The sequence below is a fragment of the Streptomyces sp. NPDC004647 genome (assembly GCF_040609575.1).
Taxonomy (GTDB): domain Bacteria; phylum Actinomycetota; class Actinomycetes; order Streptomycetales; family Streptomycetaceae; genus Streptomyces.
In genome coordinates this window covers 40,503-55,029 of record NZ_JBEXKU010000039.1, presented here as the reverse complement: position 1 = coordinate 55,029, position 14,527 = coordinate 40,503, and the positions used below count along the sequence as shown (strand labels likewise).

Annotated in this window: 10 protein-coding genes and 2 pseudogenes; all 12 read left to right on the top strand. The window is 69.3% G+C overall.

All coding sequences use genetic code 11. From position 1 onward, the window contains the following. Positions 1–424 precede the first annotated feature (424 nt). The 12 genes and pseudogenes from ABZW18_RS18940 (at position 425) to ABZW18_RS18885 (ending at position 14,482) form a co-directional block, all read left to right on the top strand. On the top strand, positions 425–1,186 hold the full coding sequence (locus ABZW18_RS18940; RefSeq protein ID WP_356188716.1) for a class E sortase: 762 nt from the start codon (positions 425–427) through the stop codon (positions 1,184–1,186). 348 nt (positions 1,187–1,534) lie between these two features. Further along, positions 1,535–2,557: a hypothetical protein gene (locus tag ABZW18_RS18935; RefSeq protein WP_356188714.1), complete on the top strand. Its 1,023-nt coding sequence runs from the start codon at positions 1,535–1,537 to the stop codon at positions 2,555–2,557. 1 nt (position 2,558) lies between these two features. Further along, positions 2,559–2,782, top strand: a pseudogene (locus tag ABZW18_RS18930) (Lrp/AsnC ligand binding domain-containing protein); the annotation flags it as partial. 46 nt (positions 2,783–2,828) lie between these two features. Next, a complete protein-coding gene (locus tag ABZW18_RS18925; protein ID WP_356188712.1) occupies positions 2,829–3,476 on the top strand; it encodes an ABC transporter permease in 648 nt (215 codons plus the stop codon). A gap of 88 nt (positions 3,477–3,564) precedes the next feature. Next, positions 3,565–4,752, top strand: coding sequence for a betaine/proline/choline family ABC transporter ATP-binding protein (locus ABZW18_RS18920; protein WP_356188738.1), 1,188 nt, complete (start codon positions 3,565–3,567; stop codon positions 4,750–4,752). Then, entirely contained in the window at positions 4,749–5,630 is an 882-nt protein-coding gene (locus tag ABZW18_RS18915) for an ABC transporter permease (RefSeq protein WP_356188710.1), read from the top strand. The genes ABZW18_RS18920 and ABZW18_RS18915 overlap by 4 nt, the downstream gene beginning before the upstream one ends. Then, a complete protein-coding gene (locus ABZW18_RS18910; RefSeq protein WP_356188708.1) occupies positions 5,630–6,619 on the top strand; it encodes a glycine betaine ABC transporter substrate-binding protein in 990 nt (329 codons plus the stop codon). The genes ABZW18_RS18915 and ABZW18_RS18910 overlap by 1 nt, the downstream gene beginning before the upstream one ends. A 483-nt stretch (positions 6,620–7,102) precedes the next feature. Continuing rightward, a complete protein-coding gene (locus ABZW18_RS18905; protein WP_356188736.1) occupies positions 7,103–8,671 on the top strand; it encodes a glycosyltransferase family 39 protein in 1,569 nt (522 codons plus the stop codon). Between the two features lie 309 nt (positions 8,672–8,980). Further along, complete coding sequence (locus tag ABZW18_RS18900; RefSeq protein ID WP_356188706.1) at positions 8,981–11,494, top strand: ABC transporter substrate-binding protein; 2,514 nt, start codon at positions 8,981–8,983, stop codon at positions 11,492–11,494. 80 nt (positions 11,495–11,574) lie between these two features. Further along, a pseudogene (locus ABZW18_RS18895) lies at positions 11,575–11,817 on the top strand (integrase core domain-containing protein); the annotation flags it as partial. Positions 11,818–12,083: 266 nt separating this feature from the next. Next, a complete protein-coding gene (locus tag ABZW18_RS18890) occupies positions 12,084–13,934 on the top strand; it encodes a hypothetical protein (RefSeq protein WP_356188704.1) in 1,851 nt (616 codons plus the stop codon). After that, positions 13,931–14,482 carry a hypothetical protein gene (locus ABZW18_RS18885; RefSeq protein WP_356188702.1) on the top strand — a complete coding sequence of 184 codons (552 nt, stop codon included), beginning with the start codon at positions 13,931–13,933 and terminating at the stop codon, positions 14,480–14,482. The genes ABZW18_RS18890 and ABZW18_RS18885 overlap by 4 nt, the downstream gene beginning before the upstream one ends. Positions 14,483–14,527: the final 45 nt, after the last annotated feature.

Genomic DNA, 14,527 nt, shown 5'->3' with positions numbered 1-14,527 from the left:
TCTGCTCGGCCGGTCGATCAGCCACTCAGGGCCGCGGACTTCTGCGCTGTCGGTGGTTGCTGCACCCCCTGCTGTACAGCAACGCTGGGGATCGGCTCGGCTTCAACGAGTCACGAGGGCAGCACGAGTACGGCGAGTTCCGGGGCAACGTATCGGGACAGGACGACGAGACCACGGTGAAGATCAAGCTGACCTCCGCTCGTCAACCGTCCTCGATCACAAGGTCCACGAACCAGCCGATCTTCCTCAGACGCTGCTGGGTCTGCATGGTCAGCAGATGGTCTGGACCGAGGATGCGCGCGTCAGCTTCCGCACTGCCCGGGACGGGGGAACACCTGATCGGTTCCTGTTGTTGTCGACCTAGAGGCGCTCACCCTCGACCGCCTCATGGTCAGATATGCCCCTGCTTCGACTGGGAAGTACCATGTCACCTTCCCGCGCGGCCTTGGTCGCACTCGCCGGCACGCTCATCGTCGTGCTCGCCGGCTGCTTCTCCGGTGACGGCGACGGGGCAGCCGACAGAATGGCCACCCGGGGCGCAGCGTCCACTGCAACGGTGCCCACGGAGACGCCCACGCCTCCCTCGTCGGACAGCCCCTCGCCGGCCCCGCAGACGACCTCAACGAAGCCGACTCCGCGCGAGACCAGCACGCGGACCCGGACCGCCTCGCTGACGATCCCGTCGATCGGCCTCAAGGACCTGCACGTCGTCCCGTACGAGGGAACGACTGACGACTGGCCGGGTACGCGGATCCAGAACCGCGGCGTGGCCACCAGCCCGTACGGGGACCATGGCGGTGTCGGCCCCGGCGAGATCGGCAACTACCTCGTGACAGCCCACCGCCTCTCCGCTGGTGGGCCCCTGCGCGACCTCCCGTCCCTCGACCAGGGCGACTCGGTGCTCGTCACGTCGGGTGGCATGATCTACGAATACAAGATCACCAAGACCAGGAAGACCTCCTTCCGCTCCGAGAGCTCGCTCGCCGAGCAGCGGGCGGCGGTCCCCGGTTCCCCGGGTGAGCGTCCCACGGAATCCATGATCACAATCTCCACCTGCGCGACTCCGGAGGACGACGCGGCCGGAAACTTCTGGCGCGACGACAAGGGCAACCCCGAGCACCGCATCGACAAAGTCGGCGTGCTGGCCTCGACGCGGAAGACTCCCGGCAATCCGGCCTCGCCCTGACCCGGCGCTCGATCTGGCGGGCAAGGCGCTCAACGCCCCTTGAGCCGGCACCTGATGAGCGCGAGCCCGACCGGGCGCTGCACCACGCCGCAGAATTCCGTGAGATCGGGGGCCCAGGTCCTTCGAGGCAGCGGGGGAACTGTCCGACGGCTCCCACCACGCGCCGGGAGTGCTCCCCGCGGGATGTGGCGGAACGTGGTGCTTCCCGAGCACCGGAGCCGGGTCGTGATCTGACCGATCCGGTCCACGATCGGTTCATCTTCAAGCACCTGACTTACACTCAAATACCCAGCACACTATTGCAGTTGGAGTAGAGGTCTGGGGAGCCGAGGCAGGGAGGGGGCAGAGATGGCAGCGGGGCATCAAATCGCCCGCAAGACCCTGGTTAACTACGCGTTCGCCGTGGCGTGCCTGGCCACCCTGGTCGTGGGGATTGTGTTTGTGAACCTCGACCGGAGCCTGACGACGCGCGAGGTCCTGTCGGCTCTCGGGCTCAATTTGATAGCCAGTGTAATCTTCGCGGTGATCTTCTCGGTATTGAGCACGCGCATCCAGGAGAAGAGCCTCCAGCAGTCACTCAAGGACACCTTTACGGCATTCTCGAGCGAACTCACGGCGACAGTGGCGCAGGGCAACAAGGAGTTTCTCCCCATCGCGCTCTACCCCCCGCTGGACCCGAAGGACGGTCTGTACGGCGATCGGTTCAACGTTGACATGATCCGCAGCCTTGAGGAGACCGGCTTCTACGCGTTCCGCGGCCCGAGCGCCCGCTATGTGGCCGCGCGGCTCCGTGCCTCGAACCACTATCCGCAGCAGGTAAAGGTCGCCATGCTGAGCCCCGGCGACCCGAGAGCGATCGGACGGCGTGCCGCCGACAGGGTCTACTGGGAACGGTTCGCAGGCAAGGACATCCAGGAGCTCGAGAGCGACCTGCGCCACGAGCTGATCATCAGCGTGGTGTCGCTCTTCGACTACCGCCGCTTCTGTCCAGTCAACCTGCTGTACATCGAGGACACAGCAGTCTACCGCTACGAGATGTTCGACGACTCCGTGTACATCTCGTGGTATCACGGCGCCCAGTCCCAGGCCAAGGAGATGCCGGAGTCGCTGCGGTTCTCAGCGAACTCGTTCCTCTACAAGACACTCCGCCTCGACCTGACGCGAAGCTTCGACATGTCGAGCAACAACAACAAGGTGACCTTCACCCCGGAACACAACGACGACTACTTGGCCCAGCACCTGGCCGGAGTGCTCGGGGAGCCGGTGAATCAGTCCGACATCGACAGATGGCGACAGGACTACCAGTCCTATGTCGAGGACTTCTCCAACTACATGAAGTCGGTGTATCGCGACATCCGTCGCCTTCGCTGAGCACATGGACGGCGTGCCGGAAGTGCTGGAGCCGCACACCACGACGGGCCATGGTGACATGCTGTGCCATTGGTGGCACGCTCGACTCCGGACTTGCAGCGCGTGATCGACCGGGTGGTGGGATTCGATGGCATCGTGCGGGCCTCGACGGCGATCGTGATGGAGAATCCGGTGCCGCTCCGGATCATCCCGCTGGTGCGCCAGGCGTCGCGGCAGGCGCCGTAAGGACCGCTGACCGCTGGGGAACCGCCCGTGACGGAGGGGCCGAGAAGTGAGCTTCTGGGAGTACCTGGGCACTCGCTACCAGCAGCTGCTGGTGGATGCCTATCAGCACGCCAGCGCCGTCTTCCAGTGCATGGTCGCCGCCACACTGCTCGGCGTCCTGATCGGCGTCCTCACCTACCGCACCGAGTGGGCGGGAAACCTCGCGATCACCACGACCGCAACCATCCTCACCGTCCCCTCCCTGGCCCTCATCGGCCTGCTCGTCCCAGTCGTCGGCCTCGGCGTCGCGCCGACCGTCATCGCGCTGACCCTGTACGGGCTGCTGCCCGTGGTCCGCAACGCGGTCGTCGGGTTACGCGGGATCGACCCGGCCCTCGTCGAGACCGCCAGGGGCATGGGGATGTCGCGGTTCGCCCGGCTGCTCAGGGTCGAACTGCCGCTCGCCTGGCCTCCGATCCTCACCGGCGTCCGGGTGGCGACCCAGATGCTGATGGGCATCGCGGCGATTGCGGCCTTCGCCTCGGGGCCCGGGCTCGGCAACCAGATCTTCCGCGGGATCTCCAGCCTGGGCAGTGCGAACGCGCTCAACGAAGTACTGTCGGGGACGCTCGGAATCGTCGTCCTGGCCCTGCTGTTCGACGCCGGGTACGTGCTGATCGGACGGCTCACCATCTCACGGGGGATCCGTGGCTGAACCTGCCGAAACCGCCGAACCTACCGCACGGGCTTCCGCAACCGCAGAGCCTGCCGGACTCGCCCAGCCGGCCCCCGCCGGCGCGAGTATCCGACTGGACAACCTCACCAAGCGCTATCCGGACAGCCCCGCTCCGGCCGTGGAGGACGTGACCCTGGACATCGCGGCGGGCGAGACCGTGGTCCTCGTGGGTCCCTCGGGCTGCGGCAAGAGCACCACCCTCAAGATGATCAACCGGCTGATCGAGCCGACCTCGGGGCGGATCACGATCGGCGGCGAGGACGTCACCGGCATCGACCCCGTGGCGCTCCGCCGCACCATCGGCTACGCCATCCAGGCAACCGGCCTCTTCCCGCACATGACCGTCGCCGAGAACATCGCGCTCGTACCGAAGATGGCCGGCTGGCCCCGGGCGAAGGTGCGGGACCGGGTCGAGGAGATGCTCCATCTGGTCGGGCTGGATCCCGGGGAGTTCCGCGGCCGCTATCCGCGCCGGCTCTCCGGCGGCCAGCAGCAGCGGGTCGGGGTGGCGCGGGCGCTGGCCGCCGACCCGCCAGTGCTGCTGATGGACGAGCCGTTCGGAGCCGTCGACCCCATTACCCGCGAACGCCTTCAGGACCAGCTGATCCGGCTGCAGCTCGAGCTGCGCAAGACGATCGTCTTCGTCACCCACGACTTCGACGAGGCCATCAAGGTCGGCGACCGGATCGCGGTGCTGCGCGAGCGGTCGCACATCGCCCAGTTCGACACCCCGGAGGCGATCCTGACCAGACCGGCCGACGACCTCGTCGCCGGATTCGTGGGCGCGGGCGCCGGGGTGAAGCGGCTGAACCTCAAGCGCGTACGGGAGGTGGAGCTCGCCGACGTCCCGACCGCCACCGTCGACGACCCGCTGGAGACCGTCCTGGGGCTGCTGCGCGCGGGCGCCGCCTCCGCCTCCGCCGATCAGCTGCTGCTGCTGGACCGGGACCGGCGCCCGCACACCTGGCTGCGGCCCGAGGACCTGACGCGCGCCCAGACCGCGCAGCCCGCGGCAGAGCCCCTGCCGTTATCGGCGGGCACCCCGGTCCGCGGCCGGATCGGGGTGGACGCGACGCTGCGGGACGCGCTGGAGGCTCTGCTGTCCGACGGAGCGGGCCGGGTCGCGGTCACCGGACAGCGCGGCGAGTACGTCGGCGTCGTGGACATGGCGACGCTGCTCAACGCGATGAACGGGGCGCCGGAGGAGCGGCGGGCCGAGGAGGCTCCGCGGACCGTCCGGGGTGAGCCCTCGTGAGTCGGAGCGAGGTCGGTGACGAGGCCGCCCCCGGGGCTGGTGGCAGGGCCGCTCCCGAGGCCGGTCACCGGGCTCCGGGCCCGGACGAGCCCGAGACCGGGCCCGTCGCACCCGGCCGCCCCGGCCTCCCCCACCGGGTATCACGCCGTATCACCTGGCAGAAGCTGGTCACGGTGCCGGCCTTCGTCGCGGCCGCCCTCGGCGCCACCGCGCTCTATCTCAGCACTACCGAGTTGGACTCGATCGCCAGGAACTCGCTCTCCGGCGGCATCGTGCGCACCACGCTCCGCCAGCAGACCGAACTCGTCGCGATCTCCACCTTCTTCGTGCTCGTCATCGCGATCCCGCTGGGCGTCGCGCTGACCCGCAGCAGCCTGCGCCGGGCCGCCCCGCCGTTCGTCGCGGCGGCCAACATCGGCCAGGCGACCCCGGCCCTGGGCCTGCTGGCGCTGCTGGTGATCTGGCTCGGCATCGGCCGGCGGGCGGCGCTGATCGGCATCGTGGCGTTCGCGGTGCTGCCGGTGCTGAGCAACACCGTCGCCGGGCTGAAGGCCATCGACCCGGCGCTGGTGGACGCGGCACGCGGCATCGGGATGTCGCCGCGCCTGGTGCTGTTCCGGGTCGAACTGCCGCTGGCCGTACCGCTGATCCTGGCGGGCGTACGGACCGCGCTGGTGCTGAACGTCGGCACCGCGACGCTGGCCACCTTCGGCGGTGGCGGCGGCCTCGGCGACCTGATCTCCTCCGGCATCACCAACCAGCGCATGCCGGTGCTGGTCCTGGGCTCCGTGCTGACGGTCTCCATGGCGCTGATCGTGGACTGGCTGGGGATGCTCGTCGAAGTGCTGCTGCGCCCGCGCGGCCTGGAGGTGGACTGATGCGCCTGTCCCGGGTGCGGGCCGCCGCCGCGGGCACGTGCGCGCTGCTGCTCGCCGTCGCGGGGCTGAGCGGCTGCGGGCTGACCAGCGGCAGCCCGCTGGCCGACTCGGTGCGGCCGGGCTCGATCGGGAAGGGCCGGCCCTTGGCGGGCGCCCAACTGACCGTCACCTCCAAGGAGTTCACCGAGCAGATCATCCTGGGCCAGATCATGGGGCTGGTCTTCAAGGCGGCCGGCGCGGAGGTCCTGGACCGGACGAACATCCAGGGCTCGATCGGTGCCCGCGAGGCGGTCAAGTCCGGTGCGGCGGACGGGATGTTCGAGTACACGGGCACGGCCTGGATCACGTACCTCGGGCACACCCGGCCGATCGTCGACCCGTACGAGCAGTGGGAGGCCGTACGCGACGAGGACCGCCGCCACGGCATCACCTGGCTGCCCGCGGCCCCGCTCGACAACACCTACGCGCTGGTCGCCAACCAGGCGAACGCGCAGAAGCACCGTCTGCGGACCCTCTCCGACGTGGCGCGTCTGGTGAAGGAGGACCCGGGCGCAGCCACGATCTGCGGGGGGAGCGAATTCGCGGTGCGCGAGGACGGCCTGCCGGGCGTGGCGAAGAAGTACGGCTTCACCCTCCCGCCCGGGAACTTCAAGAAGATGGACGACGGCATCGTCTACACCCAGGTCGCCAAGGGCGCCGCCTGCACCCTCGGGGTGGCCGCCACCACCGACGGCCGCCTTCCGGAACTGAAGTTGAAAGTGCTGGAGGACGACCGGCACTTCTTCCCGAACTACAACGCGGCACCGGAGATGAACAGCGCCGCGATGGAGAAGTACCCCGCCATCGCCGGGATCCTCGCCCCGATCAGCAGGCGGCTGACGGCGGCGGAGGCCCAGCGGCTGAACGCGCGGGTGGATGTGGGAGGGGAGGACCCGCACGAGGTGGCGAAGGACTGGCTCGTGCAAGAGGGCTTCATCCGGGAGGGCTGAGCGCTTCGTCCGGGAGGCATCAGCAGCCGGATGCCGCCGGCCGAGGCCCTGGATGCCCACCCTCTCGATGCTGTAGTCGGTGTGCCGGAACACCAACAGCCGCCCGTCGCGCACGACGTAACACAGCAGCTTGCCCTCGATGACCTTCTCGGGCACGGGAAAACACCTCACCGTGGAACCGGAAGATGCGACAAACCGCCGATGAACGAGCTCGTACGGAGCGTACGTAACACAGGTCGTGCCATCATTCACGGCCGACAGGCGGAGTGGCGGCTCTGTTCGGACGCTCACCGGGGTACGGGGACGATGACGCAAGAACAACACTCGCTCCTCGATCCCGACGGAGGCGAGCACGCCGCGCCTCCCGTTCTGCCTCGTCGGCCCACGTCGGCGACCACCGGGAAGCCGCCGGGCCGATGGGAAGGGCTGCGGCGGCACCGGCGGTGGCTGTTCGCGCTCGTCGTGGTCGTGCTCCTTGCCGAGATGGCGGTCGCGATGGTCACGACGGCCGTGGAGCAGGCCCCGACCATCGACGAGCCCGTGTACGTGGGCACGGCGGTGGTCTACCAGCAGCAGCACAGCCTGCGGTACAACCCTGAGCATCCGCCGCTGGGCAAGCTGATCATCGCGACCGGACTGGCCTTCGCCGACGCGCGTCTGGACCCCGCCTTCGTCGGCGGCCAGACGGCGCTCGGGAGGCGTCTGCTGTACGAGTCGGGCAACGATCCGTGGCGACTGATGCTGTTGGCGCGACTGCCGGTGATCCTGCTGTCGCTGCTGTTCGGGCTGGTCATCTTCGCGTTCGCCCGTGACCTCGTCGGCTCTGTGGGCGGGTTGTTGGCGCTCGCCCTGTACGCGTTCTCGCCCGACGTCATCGCACACGGGTCGTTGGCCACGCTCGACGTACCGGCGGCCGGCTTCCTGCTGACGTCGGTCTGGTTGCTGTGGCGGGCACGGCGGCGGCCGCCCCTCTACCTCCCGCTCGCCGGGGTGGCGCTCGGCGCGGCCGTGGCCACGAAGATGAGCGCGTTGCCGGCGGTTCCGGTGCTGCTGCTCCTCGTCGTCCTGTCGGTCCGGTACGCCCGTCGGACGCACGACCTCGGCACGCGCGGAACGGTGCGGCTTCTTGCGCTCGGCGTGGCGGCGGCGGTCGTCGTGGCGCTGGCCGCGGTCATCGTGGTGTGGGCCACCTACCTCGCCGTCGACCCGCGGTTACGCTGGGCGGCGATGCCCGGACACGTGCCGGTCACCCACGGGCTGCGCGGGCTCGTCGTCAACTGGCTGCCGTTGCCAGAGCCGTACCGGGACGGGATACGCATCCAGTTCGGCTTCGAGGACTCGACGTGGGGCGGCTTCCTGTTCGGCCGGCACTACCGCGGTTCGCTGTGGTACTACCTGCCGACCGCGTTGCTGGTGAAGACGCCGCTCGGCATGCTCGCGCTGTGGCCGACGGGTGCCGTCGCGATCCTGACGGTGCCCCGGCTTCGGCCCGCGGCACTGTACGTGCTCCTCCCCACGGCCGTGCTGCTGGCCTCGGCCCTGAACGGGTCCCGCGACTTCGGCGTCCGGTACGCCGTCTTCGTACCGATGTTCCTGGCAGTCGCGGCGGCCGGCGTGGTCGCCGCCCGGTGGCGGTGGGTACACCTCCTGACTGCGGCGCTGGCCCTGTTCGTCGCGGTCAGTTCGCTGCGGACGTACCCGTATTACCTGCCGTACTCCAACGAGGCGTTCGGCGGGCCACCGAAGACTCACCTGCGCTTGCATGACTCGAACGTCGATTGGGGCCAGGACCTCGGGCGGCTGGCCGACCGCCTCCGGCAGCGGTATCCGGACGAGAAGATCTGGCTCGTCTACAAGGGCAGCGGCGTGCCGTCCTACTACGGCATCGATGCATCCAACCCGCTCAAGGTGTCCCCTAACGAGGTTCATGGGCTGCTCGTCGTGTCGGACTCCTCGATCGCCAAGGCCGACGGCCGACTGGCGGCGCTGATCGACAGCAGCAAGCCGATCGATGAGGTCGGACACTCGATCACGATCTACCGCCGGGCATAGGTCTGTTGGCCCCTGCAGCCGCGTCACGCGGCTCTGTTGCGGCCCGCCTTCGGACGACTGATCGCGCGCTTCGGCGACCTGGGATCACAGTGTCGAGCTCGTCCTGAGGCGGGGGCCTTGCTCGGCGGCCGACCGGCGGCCCAAGGGTCAACCTCGGTCGCAGAGCGCCATTTTAGCGGCAAGATCAATCATTCATGTCATTTCATTCTGTATCACATTCAAAGAGGAGCAGTATCACGACAAGTCACTGATGCCAGGGGAGGGGGAAGGGCCTTGCCAATTCCGGCTCTTGACAATGTGGATCACGTGGTGGGGGCCCTGGATGCGCTGGCCGTCCAGCGGGACCCCGGCCGCAGGCTGCCGGTGGTGGTCTTCCGGGACGAAGCCGCTCCGGGGCGCGCGGAAGCGTTCGTGTCCGGCTACGGCGAGCGGCTTCGGAGGGAGAACCCGGAGGGGAACCAGGAGTTCCTCGTCCCGCACGCTCTCGTGGACAAGGGCTGTCTGGCCATGGTCACGAGGGATGCCAGGCCGGACGTCGCGCTGCTCGACGCCCTGGTCAAGGAGTGGGAGAACACCATGCCGCGGCTCTCCGGGACGCTGCGTCTGCCCGTGTACCGGACGTGCCGGGACGTTCTCGACGTGAAACTGTCCGACGATGACCCACTGGCGGCCGATGTACCCCCGGACCCCCAGCAGGCCATGGCTCAGGGGCTGCGGAAGTCATGGGAACGCCGAACCGCCGGTCTCATCGCGCTGCGCGACGGCTTCGACAACGGCGGAGCCGACGCGGTGCGATCCCAGTGGCTCACCGCAGTGCTGAGATTTCTTCTGGCGTGGCCCTTGCAGCTATGGCACCGCGGGAAGCTCAACCACAGCATGCGCTGGTACACCCAGCGAGTCACCCAAGCGGGCCTCGCCGCACGAAACTTCATCGAAGCCGCAACGCGTCTGCGCGAGGCCGACGAGCAACAGCAGGCCACCCTCCGGCTGAGCCTCCTCCTGGAGGCGCTGTCCATGGATCTCTCCGCGGCCGTCGCGCCCAGCCGCTTCCGTCCCAAGCGCCGCCGCAGAGTGTGGTGCTTCGTTCTTCTCCTGCCGGACCTGGCCGATCCCGGCGCCGGACCAGCCCGGCAACTGCTCGATGCTTACGGCGAGTTGCATCCGCAGGTCGCCCGCCCTCCTGTCCTGGTACTGGCGGCGCACGGCGGTCCGTCGACGGACCCGCAGACCGGTGGCGGTCCCTCACTGGACATGAGCGCTGCGGCCGATCATCTGCGGGCCATCCGCAGCCGCCCGGCGGCCACGGAGCAGGCCGACCGGATCACCGTCCGGGTGCCGGACGGACCCGAGCAGTCCGCCGTGGCCGGACGGCTGCTGCTCAACGCCAAGGTCCGGCCCAGCGAGGTGAGCAGGTTCGCCGCGCACATCTGGTGGCTGGCACCGACGCTGGTGCTCGTTACCGGCGCCTACCCCGGATTCGTCACCGTGAGCGCACGGCTGCACCACACCCCCTGCCCGGCGACCTGGCAGGCCGGAAAAGCACGCGTGGGCATCGACACCGAGTCACGCGGCTGCTACTTCACCGATAGTCGATCGCAGCCGCTCCTGCGCTCGTTGCAGGACCGGATCCGCCAACAGAACGCCGACGTCACCGGCCCTCACCGCACCGTGGTGTTCCTCGCGCCGCTGACCGCCAATCCAAGGGGCCGCGGCGAGCAGATCGTCCCGGCAGGGGTGCTGCAACTGCAGGGCGCCGCAGACGCACAGCGGGCGTGGAACGAGCGAGCCCTGGTCGACAACGACAAGCCCATGCTGAAGTTGCTGGTGGCGAACGCCGGCTTCGCCTTGAGCGAAGGCAAAGCGGTCGCGGACCGGATCAAGGAACTGGCGGCGAGGGACAGCAGCATCTCCGCCGTGATCGGCATCACCCAGAGCCGTCAGGAATCGGTCGACGCGATCAACCACCTGGGCGCCAGCATGCCGGTGATCGGAGCCTCGGTCACGGGTGACTTCATGGCCGACGAGGCGCGTAACTTCTTCCACACCCAGCCCACCAACACGGTGATGGCCCGGGCCATGGCCGGGCGCGCCGCCGACCTCGGCGGCAAGAAGGCGTTGATCGTCTACGATCGCAACGACCGTTACAGCGCTGAGCTCCGGAGCAAGCTCGACAAGGAGCTGACACGCCGTAACATCACGGTGCAGAAGCCGTGGTTCGCGGAGATCCCGCCCCCCACCCCGGAGAACAGCGGCGCCACCGCGCTCAGGCTCCCGCAGCTCGCACAGAGGATCTGCGAGTTTCCCGCGCAGGACGGCATCACTCTCTACGCCGCCCGCGGCACCCAGCTGCCCAAGGTCCTCGCCCGGGTACAGGACGCCTGCGGTCGGGACCGGGCCCAGCCCTCTCCCATCCCCGTAATTTCCGCCGACGTCAACACCCTCATCGACTACCAGGACGTACCGGCCTCCGCGCGCTTGCACAAGTACACCGCCGTGGACCTGTACTACGTGTCCTTCTCCGACCGGCCCGTTCTCGACTCCTCGAAGGGCGGCAGTGACTTCGCCACCGGAGGAGACTCCTTCCGGGCGGCTGCGGCGGCCATCCTCGAGGCCTCCGCACAGTCCGGGGGCTCCGCCACACCGTCCAACGTCCTGCAGGCGCTCCGCACGGGCGTTACGGTCCGGGACGACATCGCCCCGGACCGAGGCTTCGAACTGCCGCTCGACGACGACCAGCGCTCCCGGCGCCCCCTCTTCCTCTGCCTGGCGCCCCACAGCCCGGAAGTCGACAGCCATGGGCAGTGCACCCGGGGCGGCAAGTGACGCCGGGCGCCCGGCAGCCCGAGCTCTCCGTACCGGCGCAGACCGCAGCGCCGTCGAATTCGACGACTCGTCGCCGGGGGAGCTTCGACGCCGTCTTCCGGGGCGAGGACATCGAAGTCCTCAAGACACCGCCACGGGCACCGAGGACGAATGCCCACTGCGAGAGGGCCATTGGCACTCTCCGCCGGGAGGTCCTTGGCAACGTCCTGATCCTCAGCGAGGGCCACGGTCGCCGTGTTCTGACCGTGTACCAGCGGCACTACAACCAACATCGTCCGCACCGGGCCCGGAGTCATTCCCGAACGACTGCACATAGAACATAAATACGAATGATCTGGTGATCAGGTGCTCTAGCGTACGCAGCTATGTGAATAGTGCAGAACATCTGACATACCAGGTTCGGGAGGTGGACACTATTCGAGCCGGGAGCCACCGCATGGTGCGACCGGCCGTGGAGCGCTCGGGGGGCCTGGCGCCGCGGTCGGCATAGTGGCAACTCCCGTTGTCGGGGGCAGCATTGAGCGAGCACGTCGCCTTGTCGGAGGCGGTATCCGACGGTCACACAACTCTCGGTGAGCGACTGCGGGCGGTGGCCGAACTGCCTACCCTCGCCGTTCACCGCCCGGCGCTGACCGGCCTGAGCCACGTCCTGGACGAACGGAACAGCGCGGACGAACGGAGCAGCGCGGCGGCCGACGGGCAGCCCGCTCCCCCGGACACATTCCTCTCACCGCCGGACGCCTGGGCTCAGCTCGATCTGCTGAACTCCTTCGGGCGCCCGGAGACGTACACCGTCGTGAAAGCATCCCCCTCCACTCGGGCCGCCGCTGTCATCGAGCACGTCCCACCCGTACTGATCTTTGTGCCGCTCGGCATCACCTGGTTCGGCCTCAGCAACGCCACCGATGCTTATCAGGAGCTGAGGTCCACCGACGCGGGCCGGCGTCTCGCGGAAGGCCGTACCTTCCTGGAGCTGTGGCAGGAGGGCTTTGGCGGCCGGTTGGACGGCGGGTTCGCCTTCGGCTCGATGATCTGGTGGACGATCGGCACACTCGCCGTCCTTGCCGTTGTCATCCTCGGGTCGGGCATACTGCGCCGGATCGGGGAGCAGCGGGACGACCGGACCTTGCGCGAGGCGGCGGACCGGCTGGGGCCCCTGCTCACCGAGGCCCAGCTCCGGCTCAACGCGCTGCGCTGGGAGAGCCCCGACCGCTTCACCGGCGAGCTCGGCCGCGCGGCCGGCTCTTTGCAGGACCTTCTCAAGGCCGGCCACCGGAGCCAGGCCGAGACCGGCAGGCTGCTGACGGAGGCCTCCGGGTTGCTGCGGTCCGTGCAGGAGGTCGCCCGGCGTCTCGGCACCGCGCCGCCGCAGTTGGACCGAGCGGCCGACGGCATACGGCAGGCAGCCGACGGTATGCGCGCGGCCCAACAGGATTCGGCGGCGGCCACCCGCAGCCTCACCCAGTCGCTCGGCGAGGACCTCGAGCGGACGAGGGCCGGACTCGCCTCCGCTGCCGAGGATTCCGCCCGTACCGTACGGGAAGCAGCCGACCTGGCGGCGCGCAGCGTCGGCACGCTCGGGGAGCAGTCGGCGCAGACCGTCTCCGCCCTCTCCGCCGCGGCAACACAGCGGATGGACGAAGTGGGCGTGAGCGTCGAGAGGCTGGTTACCCAGGCGGGCGAGCAGGTGGACGCGGCTCTGGCGGGGCTGCGGGAAGACGTCCGTGGCTCCGTTGAGGCCCTCAAGGAGGCCGGCGACAGCCTCGGTTCCGCGGGCGGCGAACTCGGCGGCTGGGTGCGCCGCACGCTGGAGGAGGGTGCGGGCGAGATCGCCCGCACCTACCGGCTGGCCATCGCCGCGGCCGCCGTCGAACTCGCCCGGTCGCTCGAGGAGACCGGAAAGGAGCAGGGCGCCCGGATCCAGGCGATGAGCACGGTGGTCGACCGCTACGACGAGGTGCTACGCGGCGCGGTATCGCGGCAGGACACGGCACTGGCGACATTCGAGCGGACACTGACGGGACTTACCGCAGCCGTCAACTCGCTGTGCGAGACCGTGGCCCTGCTCGACGCAACCGCCGCCCGTTTCGGCCCCGGGACGAGGTCCGCGAAAAGTGACCCGGCACCTGCCGGGCAACTGCTTGACGAGGCGTCGGACGGAACGGTTCGGCCCGTCGTGGAACCGAGCAGGCCGCAGTCGTCGCAGGACGCCCCGACACCCCACGGAGAGAGGTCGGCCGCCGGGCACCCGGCCGCTCGGGAGGACCGGCAGGTCCGGCCCGGCCCGGAATACGAGGCCCACCGCGACACCCCCCAGCACGGCGACGGGCCAGGGCCCGACGCACCGGCACAGGATGCCGGACCGGCACCGCAGGCCGCTCCCCACCGCAGACCCCAGGAGCCCGCCACCGGGCCCGCGCACCCGGCCGCGCCATCATGATCCGCCGACCCGGCCTTACGTCGGCCCCGGCATCACGGCAGATCTCGCACCTCGCCGGCTGGCTCTTCGCCGACCTGCTGCTCGTCCTGGTCCTCGTCGTCCTCGGCGGTCAGGCTGTCGTCGCCTCCCCGGACCGTGGGGACAGCGACGAGACCGTACGCGACGTGAGGCGCCGGACCGGCATGATCCCGGACAGCGTCAACGTGCCCCTGCTCACGGACCAGCGCGTTGCCGACAGCCTCTCCACGCCCGGGCGTTCCGGCCGCGCCGCGGCGGAACGCGCCCTGCGGAACCGCCTCGATGCGGCGCTGGCCAAGGAGAAGCGCAAGGCGGCGATGGTGTTCGTCTGGGGTTCTAACGGGGGCTGCTCCGGCTGCGCCCGGACCAACCACCTCAGCAGCGCCTACGCCAAGTCCGCCATGAGCGTCATCCGCAGGCACCGACATCCGCTGCTGCCCACCGACCCCGTCTTCCACCGCGCCTACATGGACTTGAACGCCCCGTCCGGGACGCTGCGCCTCGAGATCTTCTTCTACTACCCCGACTGACCGACTGACCGCCTGTCCCGCCCCACCGTTTTGGTGGGCCCCGCC

What these genes read in the sequence shown, in the direction of transcription:
- ABZW18_RS18940 (WP_356188716.1), top strand. Translation starts at nt 425, where the DNA reads ATGTCACCTTCCCGCGCGGCCTTGGTCGCACTCGCCGGCACGCTCATC.
- ABZW18_RS18935 (WP_356188714.1), top strand. Translation starts at nt 1,535, where the DNA reads ATGGCAGCGGGGCATCAAATCGCCCGCAAGACCCTGGTTAACTACGCG.
- ABZW18_RS18910 (WP_356188708.1), top strand. Translation starts at nt 5,630, where the DNA reads ATGCGCCTGTCCCGGGTGCGGGCCGCCGCCGCGGGCACGTGCGCGCTG.
- ABZW18_RS18905 (WP_356188736.1), top strand. Translation starts at nt 7,103, where the DNA reads ATGGCGGTCGCGATGGTCACGACGGCCGTGGAGCAGGCCCCGACCATC.
- ABZW18_RS18885 (WP_356188702.1), top strand. Translation starts at nt 13,931, where the DNA reads ATGATCCGCCGACCCGGCCTTACGTCGGCCCCGGCATCACGGCAGATC.